17 protein-coding genes, 1 tRNA gene and 1 pseudogene are annotated in these 20,325 nt (G+C 62.9%); 10 read left to right on the top strand and 9 right to left on the bottom strand.

Annotation, left to right across the window (positions count from 1 at the left end; genetic code table 11):
* Positions 1–7 precede the first annotated feature (7 nt).
* Genes LK434_RS10205 through LK434_RS10190 form a run of 4 tightly spaced genes read left to right on the top strand, consistent with a single transcriptional unit; the run spans position 8 to position 1,803 of the window.
* Positions 8–235: a hypothetical protein gene (locus tag LK434_RS10205; RefSeq protein ID WP_006720751.1), complete on the top strand. Its 228-nt coding sequence runs from the start codon at positions 8–10 to the stop codon at positions 233–235.
* Entirely contained in the window at positions 222–1,007 is a 786-nt protein-coding gene (locus LK434_RS10200; protein ID WP_006720750.1) for a BppU family phage baseplate upper protein, read from the top strand. Before LK434_RS10205 ends, LK434_RS10200 begins: the two co-directional genes overlap by 14 nt.
* Positions 1,008–1,020: 13 nt before the next feature.
* Positions 1,021–1,545: a hypothetical protein gene (locus LK434_RS10195; protein WP_227917749.1), complete on the top strand. Its 525-nt coding sequence runs from the start codon at positions 1,021–1,023 to the stop codon at positions 1,543–1,545.
* A 24-nt stretch (positions 1,546–1,569) separates the two neighbouring features.
* Positions 1,570–1,803 carry a hypothetical protein gene (locus tag LK434_RS10190; protein WP_006720747.1) on the top strand — a complete coding sequence of 78 codons (234 nt, stop codon included), beginning with the start codon at positions 1,570–1,572 and terminating at the stop codon, positions 1,801–1,803.
* 316 nt (positions 1,804–2,119) lie between these two features.
* Here the strand turns inward: LK434_RS10190 and LK434_RS10185 are convergent, their stop codons facing one another.
* Positions 2,120–2,359 carry a pyocin knob domain-containing protein gene (locus LK434_RS10185; protein WP_227917748.1) on the bottom strand — a complete coding sequence of 80 codons (240 nt, stop codon included), beginning with the start codon at positions 2,357–2,359 and terminating at the stop codon, positions 2,120–2,122.
* A gap of 33 nt (positions 2,360–2,392) precedes the next feature.
* The gene (locus LK434_RS10180) at positions 2,393–3,301 is read right to left on the bottom strand and encodes a tyrosine-type recombinase/integrase (RefSeq protein ID WP_006720745.1); all 909 of its coding nucleotides are present in this window, start codon (positions 3,299–3,301) and stop codon (positions 2,393–2,395) included.
* A 129-nt stretch (positions 3,302–3,430) separates the two neighbouring features.
* Between LK434_RS10180 and LK434_RS10175 the strand changes: the two genes are divergently transcribed.
* The 4 genes from LK434_RS10175 (at position 3,431) to LK434_RS10160 (ending at position 6,012) form a co-directional block, all read left to right on the top strand.
* Positions 3,431–3,772, top strand: coding sequence for a hypothetical protein (locus LK434_RS10175; protein WP_006720744.1), 342 nt, complete (start codon positions 3,431–3,433; stop codon positions 3,770–3,772).
* Positions 3,769–4,074 (top strand): phage holin, encoded by a 306-nt coding sequence (locus LK434_RS10170; protein WP_227917747.1) that lies wholly within the window; start codon positions 3,769–3,771, stop codon positions 4,072–4,074. Before LK434_RS10175 ends, LK434_RS10170 begins: the two co-directional genes overlap by 4 nt.
* Positions 4,058–4,726, top strand: coding sequence for a C39 family peptidase (locus LK434_RS10165; RefSeq protein WP_006720742.1), 669 nt, complete (start codon positions 4,058–4,060; stop codon positions 4,724–4,726). The genes LK434_RS10170 and LK434_RS10165 overlap by 17 nt, the downstream gene beginning before the upstream one ends.
* Positions 4,727–4,827: 101 nt before the next feature.
* Positions 4,828–6,012 (top strand): GH25 family lysozyme, encoded by a 1,185-nt coding sequence (locus tag LK434_RS10160; RefSeq protein WP_006720741.1) that lies wholly within the window; start codon positions 4,828–4,830, stop codon positions 6,010–6,012.
* 182 nt (positions 6,013–6,194) lie between these two features.
* Here the strand turns inward: LK434_RS10160 and LK434_RS10155 are convergent.
* From LK434_RS10155 to LK434_RS10140, 4 genes are all read right to left on the bottom strand, one after another.
* Positions 6,195–6,286 (bottom strand) — tRNA-Ser (locus tag LK434_RS10155).
* 66 nt (positions 6,287–6,352) lie between these two features.
* On the bottom strand, positions 6,353–7,507 hold the full coding sequence (gene gluQRS / locus LK434_RS10150) for a tRNA glutamyl-Q(34) synthetase GluQRS (RefSeq protein ID WP_392397343.1): 1,155 nt from the start codon (positions 7,505–7,507) through the stop codon (positions 6,353–6,355).
* Between the two features lie 125 nt (positions 7,508–7,632).
* Positions 7,633–7,788: a hypothetical protein gene (locus LK434_RS10145; RefSeq protein ID WP_006720739.1), complete on the bottom strand. Its 156-nt coding sequence runs from the start codon at positions 7,786–7,788 to the stop codon at positions 7,633–7,635.
* Between the two features lie 51 nt (positions 7,789–7,839).
* Positions 7,840–8,952 (bottom strand): hypothetical protein, encoded by a 1,113-nt coding sequence (locus LK434_RS10140; protein WP_006720738.1) that lies wholly within the window; start codon positions 8,950–8,952, stop codon positions 7,840–7,842.
* 122 nt (positions 8,953–9,074) lie between these two features.
* On the opposite strand from LK434_RS10140, the gene LK434_RS10135 reads away from it, so the two are divergent.
* On the top strand, positions 9,075–10,175 hold the full coding sequence (locus LK434_RS10135) for a HindVP family restriction endonuclease (protein ID WP_040360909.1): 1,101 nt from the start codon (positions 9,075–9,077) through the stop codon (positions 10,173–10,175).
* Positions 10,176–10,247: 72 nt separating this feature from the next.
* Entirely contained in the window at positions 10,248–11,426 is a 1,179-nt protein-coding gene (locus LK434_RS10130; RefSeq protein ID WP_006720736.1) for a DNA cytosine methyltransferase, read from the top strand.
* 241 nt (positions 11,427–11,667) lie between these two features.
* Here LK434_RS10130 and LK434_RS10125 read toward each other — a convergent pair whose 3' ends face one another.
* The 3 genes and pseudogenes from LK434_RS10125 to LK434_RS10115 all read right to left on the bottom strand — a co-directional run bounded on the left by LK434_RS10125 (position 11,668) and on the right by LK434_RS10115 (position 19,596).
* Complete coding sequence (locus LK434_RS10125) at positions 11,668–13,587, bottom strand: beta-N-acetylhexosaminidase (protein ID WP_227917746.1); 1,920 nt, start codon at positions 13,585–13,587, stop codon at positions 11,668–11,670.
* A 360-nt stretch (positions 13,588–13,947) separates the two neighbouring features.
* Positions 13,948–14,394, bottom strand: a pseudogene (tnpA, locus tag LK434_RS10120) (IS200/IS605 family transposase); the annotation flags it as partial.
* 243 nt (positions 14,395–14,637) lie between these two features.
* On the bottom strand, positions 14,638–19,596 hold the full coding sequence (locus LK434_RS10115; protein ID WP_006720733.1) for an endo-alpha-N-acetylgalactosaminidase family protein: 4,959 nt from the start codon (positions 19,594–19,596) through the stop codon (positions 14,638–14,640).
* Positions 19,597–20,325 lie beyond the last annotated feature (729 nt).

The following is a 20,325-nucleotide window of genomic DNA, read 5'->3' as shown; positions in this document are numbered from 1 at the left end:
AGGAGGAATGGAACAAAAGGAACCGAAACGGACGCCCGAGCCAGCCCACGAGGAACAGCCGAGGGCCGAGGAGGGTGTCATGGCCGTGCGCGCGAGGGCGGAAGACCCCGCGCTCGCGCGCACCGTCGCCGCCATCGCCTCGGCCGTCTCGGAGCTCGTGGACCCGGCATCCGCCGCGACCCTGCGCGAGGCCGCTGCGGACCTCATGAAGGGAGCGGAAGATGGCAACGCATGAGATGACGCTGGACGTCGACAAGTCGGTCGCTCTGGCGGCGGAGGTCGTGACCGCGCGCACAGGGGACACCGGGACCGTCATAAAGGCCGCGATCCTCAAGGACGGCGCGCCGATCAGCGGCGCGACGTCGGCGCGCTTCCTGGCCGTCCGCCCGGACCACACGTACATCGAGCAGGCCGCCACGATCTCGGGCGGCACCGCCACGGTCACGCTCGACCCCCGCGCGCTCGCCGTGCCCGGGGTCATCAAGACGGCCTACTTCCGGATCGAGGCGGGCACGGGCACGGAGACCACCCCCGACATCTGGATCACGGTCATAGCGGACGCGGAGACCGGCTCCGATGGGGCGTCCGGCCCGTTCGTCTCCCGCATCGAGGAGATCATCGAGGAGCTGCAGGCGGTCAAGAGGTCCACGCTCGCGTCCAGGGACGCCGCGAACTCCGCCGCGTCCGCCGCGAACAGCGCGGCCCAGTCCGCCAACGCCAACGCGGCAGAGGCGTCCAAACAGGCCGCGGCCGCGAGGTCCGCCGCGCAGCAGGCCAACGCCGCCGCCAAGCTGGCCAAGCCCTACCACATACAGGACGCCGAGCCGCCCTACGACGAGCGCGTGGACGGCGCGATGTGGCTCAAGACCGAGGGCGACCGCGTCGAGAGCGCCAACAAGTGGGACTCGACCCTGCCGGGCCTCGGCCTGTACCCCGGGGCGGACACGTACCCCGGCGCGGACACCTTCCCGGGCAAGGCCGGGGACTGGCGTAAGTACACCTTCTAGAGAGGAGACAACCATGGACGAGCAGAAGAGCGAGCAGCAGGGCGCCGAGGCGGTCGAGGTCGACCCCGGCATGTCCGTCGTCCCAGAGGCGGGCCTTGTGGACGTGCCGACGATCATCCCGGAGCTTGACTCCGCGCTCGCGGCGGTGCCCTCCAAGCTGCCCGCCTACGTGACGACCACTTGGAAGAACAAGCCGAGCACCGCGACCCCCGTGACGGCGGAGGTCATGACGCGCGTGGAGCAGCGCCTCGTCGACCTGACCAACGCGGTGAACGCGCTCCGGGATTCCGTAGGCCAGCCCGTCAGCGTTGATGTTGGAGACGTTCTGATCGGAGACCAGGGCTACTTCCAGCTTTTCACCGTCCCGGCGTTCATGACGGCCATCGGAGGCTCGGTTGAAAACATAATCAGAATCGACCTAGAGACTTACTCGTCTGTGACCCCAGTCTCGCCTTTCAGCATTCTTAACTACTGGGTGATTGGTCAGGCGAATACGACCGTGAGTGGCCTCAGGCTCATGGTGTGGGTTAAACCATAAGGGCCTTCCGTAGGCCAGCCCGTCGTGGTCGAGATCGGGGACGCCCTCATTGGAGACCAGGGCTTCTTCTCGTTCGCGACCGTCCCGGCCTTCATGAGCGCCGTCGGCGGTTCGCTCGGGAACGTCGTCAGGATCGACCTTTCCACGTATGACTACGTCAGGCCCGTCACGCCCTTTGCCGTATTCAGGTACTGGCTGATAGGTCAGCCGGGGGCCACGGTCAGCGGACTCAAGGTAACGGTGTGGAGCAGGGCATGACGGCCTTCCGTATCCCACATCGACCCCGGCGTTCATATCCGCACATCGCCGCTCGGCCCGGGGCAGACGCTGCACATCAACGGATCTGAATGGCAGACTTACCTCCTGTTCGGGTCGTCCAGCGTCTGCGCACTAATCGAGCACAGGGGCGCTGGTGAGCCGAACGTAAGCAGGCTGTCCGGCACCAACATAACCGTGAAGAAGGACGCCGATACATCGATAGACGTATCGGTGACCGGCATGAACGGAACCCTTGCTGTCTTCTCGTTCCGCGATTTCACGCTGACGCGCGGATAGGGGCCATGCGCGATGCGCGCTACAGCCTCGCCCACTCGCCCCATGAGCCGCTTGTGCAGTTGCGCAGCCAAGCGCCGTAAGACGCGTTATTGCTCCAGAGAATCTGCGACCTGTAGTTGACGTTGTTGGCCAGGATGACGTTGATGACGGTCACCCACGAGCCCTCGACCGTTGACGGGGCGTTGTCGGGCGAGAAGGCCACGTACAGCCCCGTCTTGGTCAGGTCGTTCAGCGAGATCTTTTCCTCGTTCGCCTTCAAATCGGTGAGAAGTCTTTGGGATACGGAAGGCCGTCATACAGCATCGAGTAGCGCGTCGCCGACCTCCGCCATGCCCTTCCGCATGGCGTCCGCGAAGCAGTCCTGCGCCCTCTGCACCACCGCCTTGGTGCTCATGAGGTAGTGCTGCAGGCACGTGCTCACGCTCGTGTGGCCGAGCGCGACCGACACGTCGGCGAGGGCCGCGCCGCCCTCGATGGTGAGCGTGGCCCACGTGTGGCGCAGGCACTCCATCGAGCAGCGCCCCAGCCCCATGCGGCGGAGGAAACGCTTGAACCTGCTGTAGATCTGGCGCGGGGACAGCTCGCCGCGCATCCGGCCCTTGCGGCGCTGCCCGCGCAGCTGGCGAAGGCGCTCCAACGCGAAGCGGGGCAGCTTGAGGTGGCGGTCGGAGAGGCGCGTCTTGCAGCCGTACTCCACGGTGCCGCCCTGCGTGCTGTGCGCGCCCCTCTGCACGTGCACCCATCCGCTCCGCCAGTCGACGTCGCCCCAGTCCAGCCCCGCCGCCTCCGACGGGCGCAGGCCGAGCGCCGCCGCGCAGAGCACCACGGCCTCCCACGGCTGGCCCACCGCCGCCCTGAGAACGCAAGCCTCCTCGCGCGCGTCCATCGACTCGCGCCTGTACACGGGCTTGGGCGGCAGCTCCACGCCCTGCGTCGGGTCGAAGATCTCCAGGTCGAGCGAGCGGATGGCCCAGCGCATGACCTGCCGCAGGCACTTGAGCGCCTTCTCGGCCGCGCCGGGCGTGGGGATGGAGTCCACCCACTCCTGCACCTCGCGGCGGCGTATCGACTCCAGCTCCCGGCCGCCCCACGCGGGCAGCACGTGGCACCGCAGCCCGGAGGCGTAGCCCTCCAACGTGGTCCGGCGGAGCTTCTTCGACTTGGCCTCCATGTAGGCGGAGCAGGCGTCTGACAGCAGCATTTTCGAGTCCTTTCTCACGAGAAAAATCCCAGACCGTTTTACGCCAAAACGCGCCCAAACGGTCTGGGATTTCAGGCGGCGACACCTTCGAAACAATGCGCTCGAACGGGACATCGGGGGAGGTGAGACATGCCTGAGAACTTTTTATGGCAGCTCGTCCTGCAACTCGCGATGCTCTGCATCACCGGCGTTGCGAGCTGGCTCGGCGGAAAGATCAGCGGCTCCAAGGAGGAGCGCGAGCGGCGCGAGAGCCAGCAGCAGGAGGAACGCGACCTGAACAGGCGCATCTTCCGACTGCTGCTGCGCTACCGCCTCCAGGACCTCCACGAGCACTACGTCCTCGGCGGGCGCCCCTGCCCCGTCGAGGTCAAGCAGGGCATACAGGAGGTCTACGAGCTCTACCACTCCCTCGGCGGCAACGGCCAGGGAACCCACATGTACAAGGAGCTCATGGAGCTCCACGTTGCGTGAGAGGAGCAACGGATATGGATGAGAAGACCATCGAGATGGGCGACGAGCCCGTCGACATCCCGGACGACACACCGGTGGAGGACTACGTCAAATACTGGCTGCCCGGCTGGCTCTACGATGTCCTGAAGTGGGCCGGCCTGCTCGCCATCCCGGCGTGCGCGGCGATCTACACCGGGCTCGCGTCCGTATGGGGCTGGCCATTCGCCGGCGAGGTCGCGCAGACGGCGGCTATCGTGTCCACCGGCGTCGGCGTGCTCCTCGGCGCGGCGGAGGCCACCAAGAAGCGTGGCGACGCCGCTTAGCCTCGCGGCCGCGCTGTCCGCGGCGATCTTCCCGCAGCCCGCGCCCGCTCCCGCCGCCTGGGAGCTACCGGCGGTCATGGCCGAGGAGCGCCTCGCGGAGGAGACCGAGGAGTTCGAGCGGGAGCGGGAGCTGTGGCACGAGCGGTACGGCCCGCGCTCGATGCCCTCCTACTACCAAGACGACCCCGCATGGGCGTCCACCCCCTACGCGCACGGCGGCACCATCGCGGGCAACGGCTGCGGCCTCACGGTCGCGGCCATGAGCCTCGAGTGGTGGACCAGGGAGCAGTGGACGCCCGCCCGGCTCGCCGCCGAGGTCGGCGACTCGTGCACCGTCGGCGGGCTCAACTACATGCCGGCCTTCGCCGACTTCGCCCGGTCGCTCGGGCTCTCGGCCACCGGGCAGTACTGGGACATCCGGCGCGCGATAGCGGACGCCCGCTCCGGAAGGACGGTCTGGTGCGCGGGTGGCGGGCGGCTGGGCGACTCAAGCTACGGCGGGCACCTCGTGCTGCTGTGGCAGGACGAGGGCGGCGCGCTCCGGATCAACGACCCCGCGTCGAGCGGGAACACCCGCGCCTGGACCGAGGAGGAGATCCTGGGCGCGGGCGGCTACTGGACGTATTCCATCTCCGTTTGGAAGGAGTTTTAGATGGAAGAGGAAATCAAGACCATGTTCGACGAGCCCGGCGAGGGCGAGCAGGAGCCGGAGAACTCCGCGATGGGCTCCAAGTGCGAGGAGGCGTCCGAGTAATGGCAGGCATCCTACCGACCATCATCGACGTCTCCGAGCACCAGGGCCGCATCGACTGGGACGCGGTGAAGCAGAACGTCCATTTCGCGATCATCCGAGTCCAGGACGGCACGTACCACGACGTCCGCCTCGCCGAGAACATCGCGGCGGTCGAGCGCCTGGGCATCCCTTACTACTGCTACGGCTTCTACCGCAACGGCGGCGCCGTCGAGGCGGCCCGACTCGTCTCGCGCGCCAAGGCCGCCGGGGCGAAGTCGTGCCGCGGCTACGTGCTCGACGTGGAGGTGGGAGGCCAGTCCGTCGCTGGCATCCTGTCCGCGGGCAACACGCTCGCCCAGTCGGCCGGGGACAACGGCGTGTACATCGCCAACCACCTGTACGGCCAGTACGCCTCCGTGGCGTCCCAGCCGTGGGTGAAGTGGACCTGGATCCCCACCTACGGGGTGAACGACGGGGCCGCCCACACGCCGCCCCGCCACTACTGCGACCTGTGGCAGTTCACCTCCACGGGCCGCGTGCCCGGCATCGGCGGCAACGTCGACTGCAACGCCCTGAACGGCAAGCGCGATCTCGCGTCCTTCACCGCCGGCGCGAAGCCCGTCGAGCCCGCGCCCTCCGGGCCCGCCGACCAGTCCCTGCCGCTGCACGTCCTCGTGGGCAACACCCTGGCGGGCATGTACGGCGACGGCGACGCGCGCAAGGCGAACCTCGGCGCCCGCTACGACGAGGTTCAGGGCGCCGTGAACCACGTCTGCTCCGCCAAGACCTCCGTCCTCGCCGACGAGGCGCAGGCGGGCAAGTGGGGCAACGGCGACGAGCGCAAGCGCGCGCTGGGCACGCGCTACGACGAGGTGCAGGCCGAGATCAACCGCCGCGCGGGCCTCGGCGGCAAGTCCGTCGACACGGTGGCCGACGAGGTCATCGCCGGCAAGTGGGGCAAAGGGCAGGACAGACGTAACAGGCTCTCCGCCGCGGGCTACGACCCGGACGCCGTGCAGGCGAAGGTCAACGCGAAGCTCGGCGTCACCGCGTCCACCGCGCGCTGCTACGTCGTGAAGTCCGGCGACACGCTGTCCGGCATCGCCCAGAAGGTGGGCTGGGGCGGCAACTGGGCGGGTCTCGCGAACAAGAACGGCATCGCAAACCCGAGCCGCATCTACCCGGGCCAGAAGATCTACTACTAGCACGGAGCCCCTCCCCGGAGGGGCTTTTCCATGCCGCGGGAGGGCGGGTTCCGTTCGCATTTTTTCGCATTCCGGTGCGCGATTCGCACTTTTTCGCATAAGTTACGGCAACTTACGGGACGTTACAGGAAACAGAAAACGTCCCCTGAGCTGCGATAACTCAGGGGACGCATCATTCACACTGGCGGAGAGCTGGGGATTCGAACCCCAGAAGGGCTTTGGGGCCCTTACTCGCTTAGCAGGCGAGCACCTTCGGCCTCTCGGTCAGCTCTCCGTGACAGCCAGTCGATAATAACGCACTTTCCGCTCCTTGAACAGGGGCGCGTGCAAGATTCAAAAACTAGGCGAAGAAGCACTCTTCAACCGCGATGTTGTCGCGATGCTCGCACACGGCGCTCCAACTGAACCCGTCGGCGAGCTGATCGGCCGTGCGCGGCTCGGGACTGGACACCAAGCCCGCCACGTACGCAAGCCGGCCCAGCAGCGCCCCGGGCGTTCCAAAATGCTCGCGCAGCACGCCCATATCACAGTCGCGATCGCGCTTGGACAGGCGGCGACCGTCGGGGGCAACGAGCAGTGGCACGTGTGCGTAGCTGGGATGGGCGTAGCCGAGCAGGTCTTGCAGATACATCTGGCGAGCCGTCGAACCCAGCAGGTCGCAACCGCGCACGACCTCGTTCACACCCATGTCGGCATCGTCAACCACCACGGCCAGCTGGTAGGCGTACACGCCATCGCTTCTGCGGACGAGGAAATCGCCGCATTCCTCTGCCAGCACCTCGCGCTGCGGGCCATACGTACGATCCTCAAAGTGCATCACGCCCGCATCGCCACCTGCTGCGCCCCTCGATGCCGCCGCGCCACGGGTGCCTCGCTCGCTGCAATCCCCGAAAGTTAACTCTCGCGGCATTGAATTGCCAAAATCGGTCAATTCGGTCTTCGAGTGTTTACTCTCGGACGCAAAAGATTCAAAGGGTCCTCGAGAAGACGCGATCCCCTGCACCGGCGGAACCTTTAGCCGCAGCGCCGGTGGGCGCGCTTTGGAACGAGCGACGACTTCGGCCGCCGTGAGTCCACGACATGTCCCCGCATACACAGGTGTCCCGTCGCTCGCATGAGGAGCGCTGGCGGCATGGAGCTCCGCCCGCGTGCAAAAGCACGGGTACACAAGGCCCATGTCGTCGAGCCGCCTCACCGCGTCGGCATACAGATCGATCCGATCGGTCTGATAATATGGACCCTCATCCCAGTCAAGGCCCAACCAGCGCAAATCGTCCATGAGCAGTGCGTCCCACGGTCCGCTGCGGGCCCGATCGTCCAGATCCTCGATACGCAGCACGAGCTTGCCACCCTGACTGCGAACCGACAGCCACGCCAGCAGGGAGGCAAGGATGTTGCCCAAGTGCATGCGGCCCGTGGGAGACGGGGCAAAACGCCCCACCACCTGGGCCACATTGCTGTGAAGAGAGGGGGCGCTGGCAGCGCTCGAAGACACCACCGTGTCGGTAGCGTCAGTGACGTTGACTGCACCCACGGAGTCCGCGGCATCCACGTAGCCAGGGCCCACGGCATCCACGCAGCCAGCGCTCTCGTCAGTCGGGTCGGCAGCCCTCACGGTCCCTATGCCCACGGGTCACGCTCAAAGAGGGGTTCGGGGTCGGGGCGACGGTCGGAATACGGGTCGTAGCCGTCATCGTCCTCATTCTCCGCACGGATGCACGGATCCCGATGCAGCGGATCGTCCGCGTCCGTCACGTGCTTGCATTCATCTGCCATACAGGCCCCCTCTCAGTACCTTGCGCCGACATTATACAAACAGGGGCACCCTTACTCGCCCACCGCAAGCACGGCAACGCCGCCACGGGCAACGCTCGGCTCGCCCAGCGGCAAGCTCGTATCGGACGGCCACCGCAAGAGCGTCGGGTCGATCGCAACAGTCATATGCTGGCCCTGGTATCCGCCCCAGTCGAGTTCACTCGCCTCGCGGTCGAGCATCACGAGCTTAGCCTCACCCTCGCGCGACCCCATGCCATCGCCACTCATGGCGGTAACAGTGGTAGGCCCGTCAAGCTGTAACACAGCGCTCATGCCAAGGCCAGTCGAGCCGGGATTGGGGTTCTCGACACCCTGCAAATCGGCAATGCCCTGATTGTCCAGCTGGTGCACGGATCCCGTAAGCACGATGAGACCCAACTCGCGTGCGGCATCGGCAGGATCTTTTTCGAGGAGGTCCTCGGTCGGCTTCCACTCGCCAGCCTCCAGCGCGGCCACATCCTCAAGCTCATCAAGATCGGTCTTGCCCGGGGCGTAGCTCACCCAGTCGATGGTAACGAGCTCGTTTTCCACCAGCCGCGCCGCCATCGAGTCGCTGCCGATCTGCGTATCGCACACGATTCGCTGCGGGCGCGCGGCGTCATCCCACGTGTAGCGCCACACGGTGCCCTCGCCGCTTCCGGAGGACGTCTCACTCACCAGCAGGCCGTCCCCATACGCGGACGCGGAAACCGATCCCCTGAATCCGCCAGCGCCGGCTACGCCCTCATTCAGCCACACCGACGGAACCACGAGCTCGCTGCCGTCATCGCTCACGGCAAACGGCATGATCTCCATGATTCCGTTCCACAGGTCGGAAGTCCCGCTGGCACGCACAAGCAACTCGGGAACATCGTCCCCCGTCGCCTCGACAAGCGCGTATTCAAACGACACGCCCTCGGCCAGCCCCTGTTCCTCAAGATGGCCAAAATACGCCATAGGGTCGGCAAGCACCCCGCGGTACAGCTCCGCCGCCTTCTGCTCGACCGTTTTCTTGGCCGGCTCGCTTTGCGCCGGACCAGCCTGTGAGCCCTGATCGGGCGCCGGGGCGCCCGTGCACCCCGCCAGCCCCAACACCGCGGCCATTCCCACCACGACCGCCACGTGCACTGCGCGCTTCACTTCCATGGGATCCTCCGTTCCCTCGACTTACACGGAGTGTACCCCCTCCCCGAATGAGAACCATTCCGCCATCTCAGAACACATGCGGGACTGCTATAGTTAACGGACACAGTTGATTGGAGCGCACCGTGGCAAACACGTATTTGTATGGTCTGGAACATGCCAATCACCGATTTGACGGCAGCGACCCAAAGGCGTTTGGCAAGAATATTTTTACAAACGCATTTCCTCTGGCCCTGATCGTTTACATGGATGACCTTGGCTATGGACCCATGTACATCGAGGCCGCTGCAGATTCGTCGAATCGACTGCACACCACCCAGTCAGAAACGCCACTTCATCAACTGCTTAATTGCAATGCACATGATGTTGAATGGCTTTTTGAGTCAAGTTTTGACAAATACCGGCACTTCTCCAACGGCTTGCCAGCTCGCTCCGATGTCGTCATTCGCGATATCAATAGCAACCGGCAACTGGGGGCACTCGAAATAAAACTTGTCACTATCCCCAACTCGGCAACCGCGCATCGTGCTAAGGATCAGCAATCTTGCGAAATCGTTGTTCGTCCTCCGTCAATTGAACAGCTTTGTTTCTCAATCGCCAATACGTACGGCCCTAAACGGCGTCACGAACTCGGCGACATCATCTCATCTCACCTTTCATTTCCTATGGACTATGAATGGAAAAATGAGACCTTTATGCTTAAGCACCTTCAGTGTGTTATTTCTGCTGCAGAGGAAATCGCCCTCAAAGGCATCCCGAGTCAAGCTCCCTTTGCACTCACCGCCATCTGGAGAACCAAAGGGCAGGCTTCCATCTTGGATACAGAGTGCTTCGATGCTTTCGTTTGGAGCGACATGGCGTTCGTCCAGCTCTTCATCGATGCTGCGCGACGAAATGATAAGCCCCCCATCAGCAGGCCAAGCCGATCCCTCATCTGGCTTATCAAAGCGCTATTTGATTACTCAGCACAGGGAATCGTCACGTTTGAGAAAACCCGCTCCGAAATAACCTATGGGGCGCAAACCGACAAAGCCGGCTCCTTCAGCGGTGAAAGCCTCTCCCCGTTCCTACAGGGAAACACTTTCCTCCATCCCCGTATCCCCGATGTCGATTACAGCAAAATTGTCGACCCAAGTGGAATTGACCTGCTTAAACCCGAGCGCCGGCTTGATGGTGCCTTAGTAAGCGCCAAGACGCTGGGGTCCTACATAAGCATTAGCCAATGATTACCTCCAATGACGTCAATTAATTGACGTCATTGGTATATACTCATGTTTTCTCAAGTAAGGGAGCGAAACATGAGCCATACAATTGTCGACCTATTTGCCGGGTGCGGCGGCCTTTCCAAAGGTTTCGAACTTGCAGGCTTCGACGTTGTTGCCGCATACGAAAACTGGGATTCGGCAATTGCCTGTTACAACTTAAACTTCAACCACTCAGCCAAACAACTCGACTTAAACGATGTGGATGCCGCTGTCCAAGAGATTGCGCCCATGAAGCCAACAGCTATCATCGGCGGGCCTCCATGCCAGGATTTTTCGCATGCTGGCAAACGGATCGAGGCAGGCCGCGCCGGTTTAACGGAGTCCTATGCAAACATCATTCAGCAAATCAGGCCCCGTTGCTTCGTTATGGAGAACGTCGCACGCGCCCAAAGCAGCCACGCCTATGCGGTGGCAAGAGAAATCTTCAAAACAGCGGGCTATGGGCTGACCGAACAAGTTTTGACCGCAAGCTTTTGTGGTGTACCTCAAAGTCGCAAACGCTTCTTTTGTATTGGAGCGCTCGGCGAACCGGACGGATTCCTAGACTCCCGTCTTCTAGGCAAGCTGAGCGATCGAGAAATGACGATACGCGACTATCTCGGCGATGAACTGGGAACGGAGTACTATTATCGCCACCCTCGCAACTACAGCAGAAGGGCCATCTATTCCATCGATGAACCGGCCCCGACCATGCGCGGCGTCAACCGCCCGATTCCCAAGGGCTATCCGGGCCATCCAAAAGACGCGTGTTCCGTCAATGACAGCGTTAGACCTTTGTCAACATATGAAAGGGCCCGGATTCAAACATTCCCGGCCGATTATAGATGGATTGGCTCGAAAACCGACCAAGAACAGATGATTGGCAATGCCGTGCCTGTCAATCTTGGAAAATATGTTGCAGAGGCCCTGCTCGATTATCTCAATGGCTCAATAGATAATGAGCAGATTGCGAACATCGAATCATTCCGCTCGTGGCTCAAACAAGAAAAAAAGCTTGCATCCCGCTCAATTTCGGATGTCATCTCTCGCCTTAAGCGCGTCAATCAATTTCTCGAATTATCTGATGATGCTGATATTGATTTATACAGCATGCGGCTCGGAAGAATTGATGCCTTCGCAAGTCAGTCCCCATCGGTACGATCACATCTTAAACGAGCTGCCAAGCTTTATCTTGAGTTTGCACAACACACACGCGCCCTCTCGGAATCATAGGACAACCATTCCGTACTCAAGCGGCATAGAATCCCGTCATTTCGAGACGGACGAGTTGCCGGTCCATCTATCGAACAGGCTGCTGCACATTTAGCATGCGCAGCAGCCTGTTGTTTGCTGACTGCCACTTCTATTTGAACGACAAATGGGGTGGCACGCACATCGCGTACCGCCCCATCTCCGGTGCTTAGATGCCATGTCGCGGCGTCACTCCGCTATCGACGCGTGAGCAGCGATGAGGCTACTCCTGGCTGCGCGCATAGAGCGCAGCACCGGAAAGCGCGGCACCAGCGACGGCGGTGGCTGCAACGCCCATCGTCACAGGGTCGCCGGTCTGGGGCAGCTTGCCCGCAGTCTGGCCATGAGAGCCGCCGTTCGGGGCCTCGGGCTTGCCGGGCTTCTCGGGCTGCTCGGGCTTGCCGGGCTGCTCGGGGTCGGGGTTCGGAGCCACGGGCTTTACGATGTCGCCCACCTCGGGCAGCGGGGCACCGTCGTAGCCGGCGTTGTGACCCAGTGCATCGTACACGGCCTTGAACTCGGCGAAGCTGATCTCCGAATTGCCCTTTGCCTTCCACATACGGGAAGCGAAGGCACGCATCGGGCTCTGGATGTCCGCGGCGACGGTCTGCTCGGTGACGATGCTCGGGTTGTCACACCAAATGTGCATGGCGGCACCCTTGATCCTGGGATCGTCATCCTGCAGCACGTTCTCATTCGCCTGGAACTGGGCGGGGGACCAATTCTCGAAGATGTGCTTGTCGGGATCCTTGTGATCGAACGACGCCTGAGGACGGCCGTCGGTGGGAACGTCGTTGCGCAGCACGTAGTAACCGAACGTGCAGTTAACGTTGTAGATCACCTCATGGCCGCGGTCGAGGATGGACTGCAGCTTTGCGATGTCCCCGTTCCAGCCCATCTGGCTCCAGTGGTCGACCTCGATCCACTTGTGCAGCGCAACCTTTTGCGGCTCGTAGTTGTGCGACTCCTCGCCGTAGTACATGCCGTCGTTGTACATGCGGACGTTATAGCCCTTGCCGTGAACCAGGTCGGCGATCTCGTTCAAATAGGCGGTCATCGCGTCGCGCCAGTCGTGGCCCTCGCCCAGCGTCTTGACCGAGTGCGCGTCCAGCACGGAGCGGTACTTGCTCAAGAAGGGGTCGCGGTCGAACTCCATGTACTCGTCGCCGCCGATGTTGAAGTCGGTGCAGACATCCGGATAGGCCTTGAAGAAGTCGCAGTACTCAGCGTAGATCGACTTCATGTACGCAACGGCCTCGGGGTTGGTGATGTCCAAGCCGTGCTCGAAATGCGTGCCGTCGTTCGCAATCTGGCCGTACTCGGGATGGGCCTTGAGGATCTGCGTGACGTGGCCGGGGCTGTCGATGGAGGGGATGACCTCGATGCCGTACAGACGGGCCGCATCCAGGACCTCGCACATCTCCGCCTTGGTGAGGTACTCGTCGCTCAGGATGCCCGGGTCGGTCGTGCACTCGAGCCTAAAGCCCAGGTTCTCGGAGAAGTGGAGCTCGAGCGCGTTCATGCGCATGTAGGACAGGTCCTTGATCTGGGCGATCAGCCAGTCCTTGGTGAAGTACTTGCGGCCGCAATCGACGAACAAACGGCGCTCGGCGAGGTCTGAGTGGTCCTCGATCAAGCCGAAGGGCATGCCGGCCAACGCGATATGGTACGCCATGATGGTGCGAAGGGCGTACATGGCGGCGTTCTCGGAAACGGCGGTCACCGTCACGTGCTCAGGTGCGATATCAACGGTGTAGGCATCCTTGCCCTCCACCCCGTTCATAGCCTCGACCAGCGTCACGAACACGTCGGCGGGCTTGGCGTCCGAGGCGGCACCCCACACCATCGGCAGCGGGGACTCAACCAGCTTCTTTGCCGCAAGCTCGGCATTCACGAGCTTGACGACCGTCTTCAGGCGCTCGTTGCCCTCCAGCGCGGCGTCGACGACGATACGGGAATCCGCAGAGAGCTTCCACATGCCCGCATCCCCAGCCTGCGCGTACGAGTGGACCTGGGGGCAAATCTTCGATGCGAGCTCGACATCGGTGAGAGAGCCCTCGGCAAGCGTGTCCGCGGCCTCGTCGGCATACGCACGGGATGACCCCCCCCCCCGCTCATCGTGAGCGCAAGGCCCGCAGCGCACGCACCGCGCATCAAAGTACGACGTTTTAACATCATTGTTTTCCCTCCCAAAAAGGATGACCGTTCAACGTGGCAAATTAACAGACACCCAGTTTGGGAATAAAAACCAGGTTATGGGTTCTACCTGCGCATTTACCACCGGTCCATCATAGCAAATCAAGCGCCTTGCAGCTGCGCCAATCGCGTTCAAAATGAAATCAGAACCACCCCTAAAAGGGGTGGTTTGCTCTTAGGGTGTAACCCTCGGGTCGCCGGCCCGCGCCTAAAGACGCCGGCCCTCACGGTGTTCAGGCCGCATTGCGTTTTGACCCGCGGCGGGCCGGTCGAACCGGCGCCAGCGCTTCGGCCGGCTCCCGCGCGAGAACGGGTCCTCGTACTCCTTCACGCTCAGCCGGTCCAGCGCGATGTCCGCCTTCTCCCGCTCGCGTATGTACTTGGCCATCGTCGCCTCGTTCAGGCCGACGGTCGACACGTAGTAGCCGGCCGACCAGAACTTCCGGTTGCCGAACTTGTACTTCATGTTCGCGTGCCGGTCGAAGATCATCAGCGAGCTCTTGCCCTCCAGACAGCCCGTCGCGCCGGCGGCGGCGTGCTTCGGCGGCATCGCGAGCAGCATGTGGACGTGGCCGGGCATCAGGTGCCCCTCGGTTATCTCTATCCCCTTGTACCGGCAGAGCTTCCTGAAGATCTCCCCGAGGTCGGACCTGATTTGGTTGTAGATCACTTTCCTTCTATACTTCGGCGTGAACACGATGTGGCACTTGCACATCCACTTCGTGTGCGACAGGCTGTAGGCCTTCTCGGCCATACGCCCCGCCACCCTTCCATCTCGGAATCCCTGCGGCCTGAACAATCGCAAGTGTCCGGCGGGAGGGTGGTTTTGTAAAGCCGGTTAACTCCACCCGCCTAGCAGGTGGGTTTAGATGCGGCGCTGCGCGCCGCACAGGCTAAAGCCTTACACGCAAAAGGACCTCGCAGCCCAATGAACTGCGAGGTCCCTTGCATGCCACTTGCTATGGCGCAGAGCGATTACCGACGCTCTTTACATTGGCTATGAGCGACGCTTGCGGGCCGCGTAGACGCCTCCCGCAATCAGCGCCACGCCAACGATCGCCACGCCAACGACGGGCAGCAGCGCGGTGTCCCCAGTCTGGGGCAGGCCGCCCTGGGGCTTACTCGGCTTCTGAGCGGAGCCACCCTGGTTGTCGCCGTTGCCGCCCTGGCCGTTGCCATTGCCGTTCTGGCCGTTGCCATTGCCGCCCTGGTTGTCGCCGTTGCCGCCCTGGTTGTCGCCGTTGCCGCCCTGGTTGTCGCCGCCGTTGTCGCCACCGTTATCGACGGACGTGACCTTGAAGTTGTCCAGGACAAAGTCGCCCGCGCCAACCTTGGTGTCGCCCTTGTTGCCGGCGGAGTACAGACCGATCCAGGTCTGGCCGCTCTCGGCGCCCGTGACCTCCATCTTGATGTGGGCGGTCGTCTGTACGCCGTCCTTGAACGTGACGGGCAGGAACTCGGTGGGCACCGTGTAGCTGGTCTTGTCCGCGACGTCACCGTCGCCCACGATCATCTGGTAGCCCGTGGCGGCAGAGCCGGCCTGGTAGTCAAACTCGACGATGTACTTCTTGCCGGGCTCGAACAGGATGTTCTGCGGCGTGGTCTGGTACAGCAGGCCCTTGCGGCCGTCGTGGTACTTGAGCGACCAGTTACCGTCGATCGCGTCGTCGACCTCCTTGTTTTTCCAACCGGTCTGCGTAAACTCGCCGTTGCGCTCAGAGAGATGCGCCACCGCGTCGCCACCGTGGGAGGAGGGGCCGATCACGAACGGATACAGGCCGGACACCGCGTTCTCAAAGTCCTGCATGTAGTTGCCCTGCTCGTCCTGGACCGGGAACTTGTCGTTCTCGACAAAGCGGATGTTGTCCACGTAGGTCGAGCCCTCGCCGCCAGCACGGCTGATGGTGAGGTCGGCGGTCTTGGCGTCCGCCGTGAACTTCACGTACATGCGCGTCATGTAGGAATCGCCCAGGTTGCTCGACTGACGCTGGTCGCTGGCGGTGTAGTTCTGGGACACCGAGCGCGTCATGGAGCGGGCCGCCTTGCTCTTACCGGACGCAACCGTAACCGTCGCCTTGGCATCGCTCTCGTTGGCGATGTAGAGCTCGGCCACATAGGTCTTGCCGGGCTCCAGGCCGCTGAGCTGCGTGGTCACCGCAACGTCCTTGGCCGGGTCGGCAATGGTGAGGCGCTGGTCACCGGTGGGGGCATGCTTCACCGTCACGGAAGCATCCTCGATGTCGCCGGACCAGGCCTCGGCGTTGAGCTGCTCGCCCTCGGCATACGTGTTGAAGCCGGGGTCGACCACGCCGGTGCCCTCGCCAAAGTTCATCTCGTCGGCGGTCTTGGCGGAGGAATCAGCCTTGACGATGATGTAGGGGGTCTTGGCCTCCGCGTCAATCGTCACGGTGCCGCCGGCAACGTCCTGGACCTTCTCGCGGCCCTGGTCGGTGAGCTTGTAGAGCACGCCGCCGTTGAACTCAGCCGGGAGGTCCCACGTGGTGGAGCCGCCGTCGACGTTGTAGTGGTAGAGCTTCTTCTCGCCATCCTGCTCCCAAGGCAGCAGGTAGGCACCGTCCTCGAGCACCTTCGCGCCGTTGAGGGTGATCACGCGCTCGCAGATGGAGTCATCGCGCTGCTCCGTCTTGCGCGTCACCACGACCTTGTCGCCGGCCTCATTGGTGAGAACGATCTGCTTCTCGTGGTTGGCAACCGGAGACTTGTCGCCCTCGGCGCCGGTGTAGACGTCCCAATCGACAACCTGGTAATGCTGCAGGAAGCGCGTGGGGAGGTTCTCGGTGAACGTGGTGTTGATGTAGGCGTTGAAGTCGTTCTCGTTGCCCCAGCCCTCAAAGCCTTCCTCGCTCCAGCCGCCCAGCAGCGGGTTGTCCATCACGCCGCCCTTGGAGGGAGCGTTGTTGGGAGAGATGTCGCGCTGGTCGTTGCGCAGGAAGCGCACGATGTCGGAGTTGATGCCCTTGAGCGTGCTGCCGCCGTACTGGACCTCGGTCGCCCAGTGGCTCCACGTGGAGTTGTACTCGCCCTCGTTGGGGAACTCGGTGGAGAAGCGCCAGCCGAGTGCGTTGATCTGCTCAGCGATGCGACGGGTCTCCCATGCATCCTCGTACCACACGTCGAGGTAGATGAAGTCCATGTTGTTATCGCACGTGGCGGCGTCCTTGCGGAGCTCGTCCAGCGAGGCGGCGGAGGCGCCCGTCACCGCGGGGTCGCCGACGTACTCGCCCTTCTCGAAGTTCTTGTTTGCAAAGCTCGTGCCGTTGATGCGGTCGTAGAGCTGCACAAAGCGGTTCCACCGGGCGTTGGAGCCCAGGTCCCACAGCTTGTCGATGACGATGGACTGGTCCATCCAGCCCCAGCCGGTGCCTTGGCCCTGAATCATGCGCTCGTTGAACGACTTGGACTCGGCGTACGCCTCCTGGGCGTTCACGTGGATGCCGACCTCGGTGTTGTACTGATGGGCGATCTCGATCAGATCGCGGAAGCCCTGAGTGCCGCCCTCTTTGGAGGAGATGTCGGCGTACTCGGAGTTGGCGGAGTCGTGGCCCTCGTTGCCGTAGCCCTTCAGCAGCAGCGCCTGGGGCAGGCCGTCGGTGATCAGCGCGACCTTCTTGACGTTGTCGGCGGTCAGCGCGTAGGGGTTGGTCACCTCGGAGCCAAAGTTCATGACGATGCGGTAGGACACCAGGTCCTTGATGGCCTCGGAGCCGTACGGCACGTTCAGGCTCGGGCGGATGGCGTTGGCGCCGTCGTTCCAGTCGATGACCTGGTCGTCGTTGGTATCGCCCTCGGAGATGGCGACCTTAACCCACGGCAGCTCGCTCGTGGGCAGCTGCACGTCGTCGTGGGAGGCGACGTACTTCTGCGCCTCGGCGTCGCCGTGCTCGTAGTACCACACGGAGCTGGCAAGGCCCATGGTATCCAGGCCGCTGTTCAGCGTGATGCGCTCGTCCTTCTCCTTCTCCGAGTTGGAGAAGATGCCAGCAGACAGGTCCTTGTTGCTCAGGATGCCGTACATGAAGCCCTGCTGGCTGTCAGGGTTAAAGGTGCCGTCGAAGCTGTAAAAGGAATCGCCGGAAAGCGCCACGTTGGTGGACATCTTGGCACCCGCGAAGCCCTGGCCGCCATCGACCATGTCGAGGGACAGCAGGTTCATGCCGGACAGGTCGATCGACTCGAGGGCGGCGCTGTTGTCCGCCTTCTCGATCTTGGTCACCTTCCAGGAAAGGGTGGTGCCCTCGACCTTGAGCTCGACGGTCACGTTCGCGTCGACGGCCATGCCCTCGACGGGATCGATGTCGAGCACGTAGGTCGCGGTGTCGCCCGCGAGCTTGCTCGTCACCTTGGGCGTGATCTCCTTGCCGTTGATCTTGAGCTTGGACAGGTCGCTCTCCTGGCCGCGGAAGAACTTACCCGCCAGGTTGCCCTTCAGCTCGTAGCGAACCGGCTGTGGGAACGTCTCGGAGACGTAGACCTTCATCTTGTCGGACGCGATGGTCTGGTACTTGGAAAGGTCGATCTCGGCCTTCTTCTCAAGCTTGAAGTCAAAGACGTTGGCCTCGTCGCCGAGGTTCTCAACGTCGACCTCCTGGTTGACGGCCTGGTAGCCGGCAGCCATGACCGTGGCGCTCTTGGTACCGACCTCGACCTCGTCCATCAGGTAGGCTCCCTGTTCGTCGGTCTTGGCCGCAACCGAGCCAATGCGGACGGTCGCACCGGAAATCGGGGCACCCGCGACGTCCGTCACGATGCCGCGGACGGCGGCGAGGTTGACGTAGCTCACGCTCATCTGCTGGCCCTCGCGCTCAGCGGCCCAGCCCCAGGTGTCCTCCATGACATCCTGCCCGCCGATGGCGGCATCGGCGAACTTGAGGGACGTCTGGCCGTTGACCTTGACGCCCATCATGCCCTTGCCGCTCTGCGCGGCGACGAAGTTGCCAACCTCCTGGAGGGACTTTTGGGCCTTCCGGCCGTTGACGGTGATGCTCACGTTCTCGTTGCTCACGTTGAGGGAGAGCTTGAGCTCCTCGCCCTTGACGGGCTTGGGCAGGTTGCCGTCGAAGGCCGGGTACTGGCCCGCGCCGTTGACCTCCCACTGGCAATACCAGCCGCTGCTCTTGTCGTAGCCGATGTAGACCCAGTTGTCGTTGTCCACATAGGTGTAGAACACGCCGAAGTTGACGTCGTCCGTCACCGGGACGATGGCAAGATCGACCGACTTGGCCGCCTCGACCTTGGTGGTCTTATTGAGCAGCAGCGCCGGAGCCGCCGAGTTGGGGTCTCCGTACTCATGACCGCCGCCGTTGTTCTTGCCGCCGGCGATCTGGATCCACTTGCGGCCGAGCGTGACCTCCTCGGCGGGGTTCCAGCTCTGGCCCTCCACCTTGTCGCGATAAAGCGTCCACTTGGCAAAGTCGTTCACCGTGGTATCGCCCATCTGGACGTTGCGGAAGGTGACGTCGGTGATGGCGTCGCCGAACGTACCGGCGCCCATGCCGACCTTGCCCTCCTTTTGCATCACGGCGGCAAAATCCGCGCTCGTGGCGGAGGCCTTCTTGTCATTGACGGTCACGTCGATGCGCTCGCCCTCGTGCGAGATGGTGACCGTGGCGGCCTGGCCCTTGCCGACGTTGGGCAGGCCGGTGAGGCCGGCGTAGCTGGAAGAGCCGTTGTTCTTCCACTCGATGAACCAGCTGTTGCCCGCGTCGTAGCCGACGTAGGCCCAGTTGTTGTCGTCAACGTACTTCGCGACAACGCGTGCGCGCGACTTGGCGGGCTCGCTCGCCAAGGTAAACTCGACGCCCATGGGCTTGTCGCCCTGAGTGGTATCGCTCAGGACGAAGGCCTCCGGCTTGTCGCCGCCAAAGTGGCCGTTTCCGTTGCCGGAACCGGAAACCAAATGGCCCACGGTCTGCTTGGACACCGAAGGTGCAGCCATAGCAGAACCCGCAGGCCCCAGCAGCGCCCCTGCCGTCGCAACGACGACAAGCAGAGATGCAAACAGGCGTTTTAATCCTTTTCCACGCTGCATAGAGCTCCTCTCTCTACCGTTCCCGCACGCGCGGGCCGCCCGCGCATGCCGGGCGGATTGACGTACCCCGTCCCCGTGTTGCCAGGCGCCGCACGACGCCTGGCTGGCGCCTGGCCGTCGTGTCGCCAGACTAACCCACAAAAACGTTTACCTATTTTCTTTGAGATGAGGCGCGCGGCGCGGAACGTTCCTGTCCAACGGCAGAATTGGGAGTGCGAAAGGTCAATTTATTTTTCTCCCATATTTTTGGTTGGTCTTATGTTAGCGCTAACATTTTTGTGGGACCGCTTGGTTGGGGTCATTGTTTTTGCAGGTAGATGCCTATGCTATCGTTAACAATCGTCCGATCAACAACCGGTTGATGACGGACGATTTTTGCCCCATTTTTTACGTGCGCGCGGCAGATGCGCACGCGCTCAGTCACCACTGGGCGAAAAATCGCGGCCGTTGGCGGAATTGCCAACGGCCGCGACCGTACCAAGATATGTGTACGCAAGGAGGACGAGCGAACGCTCCGCGAGTGGAGGCGGGGCGCCGCGCGAAGGAAGGGGCGACTCCTCTTCCCCCGCCGTTAGCGCCCGCGGCGAGATGCCCCTCGCGCGCGGCGCGGTGCCCTCTCCCCCACGTGCCGTGTGG

The organism is Collinsella stercoris DSM 13279 (genome assembly GCF_020735465.1).
In the GTDB taxonomy this organism is placed as follows: domain Bacteria; phylum Actinomycetota; class Coriobacteriia; order Coriobacteriales; family Coriobacteriaceae; genus Collinsella; species Collinsella stercoris.
The sequence above is the reverse complement of the archived record's forward strand: the minus strand, read 5'-3'. Positions and strand labels throughout refer to the sequence as shown.

Bases quoted from the DNA above. Each gene is read 5' to 3' on its own strand.
- LK434_RS10205 (WP_006720751.1), top strand. From the start codon at position 8: ATGGAACAAAAGGAACCGAAACGGACGCCCGAGCCAGCCCACGAGGAA.
- LK434_RS10200 (WP_006720750.1), top strand. From the start codon at position 222: ATGGCAACGCATGAGATGACGCTGGACGTCGACAAGTCGGTCGCTCTG.
- LK434_RS10195 (WP_227917749.1), top strand. From the start codon at position 1,021: ATGGACGAGCAGAAGAGCGAGCAGCAGGGCGCCGAGGCGGTCGAGGTC.
- LK434_RS10180 (WP_006720745.1), bottom strand. From the start codon at position 3,301: ATGCTGCTGTCAGACGCCTGCTCCGCCTACATGGAGGCCAAGTCGAAG.
- LK434_RS10175 (WP_006720744.1), top strand. From the start codon at position 3,431: ATGCCTGAGAACTTTTTATGGCAGCTCGTCCTGCAACTCGCGATGCTC.
- LK434_RS10160 (WP_006720741.1), top strand. From the start codon at position 4,828: ATGGCAGGCATCCTACCGACCATCATCGACGTCTCCGAGCACCAGGGC.
- LK434_RS10145 (WP_006720739.1), bottom strand. From the start codon at position 7,788: ATGGCAGATGAATGCAAGCACGTGACGGACGCGGACGATCCGCTGCAT.
- LK434_RS10140 (WP_006720738.1), bottom strand. From the start codon at position 8,952: ATGGAAGTGAAGCGCGCAGTGCACGTGGCGGTCGTGGTGGGAATGGCC.
- LK434_RS10130 (WP_006720736.1), top strand. From the start codon at position 10,248: ATGAGCCATACAATTGTCGACCTATTTGCCGGGTGCGGCGGCCTTTCC.
- LK434_RS10115 (WP_006720733.1), bottom strand. From the start codon at position 19,596: ATGGCTGCACCTTCGGTGTCCAAGCAGACCGTGGGCCATTTGGTTTCC.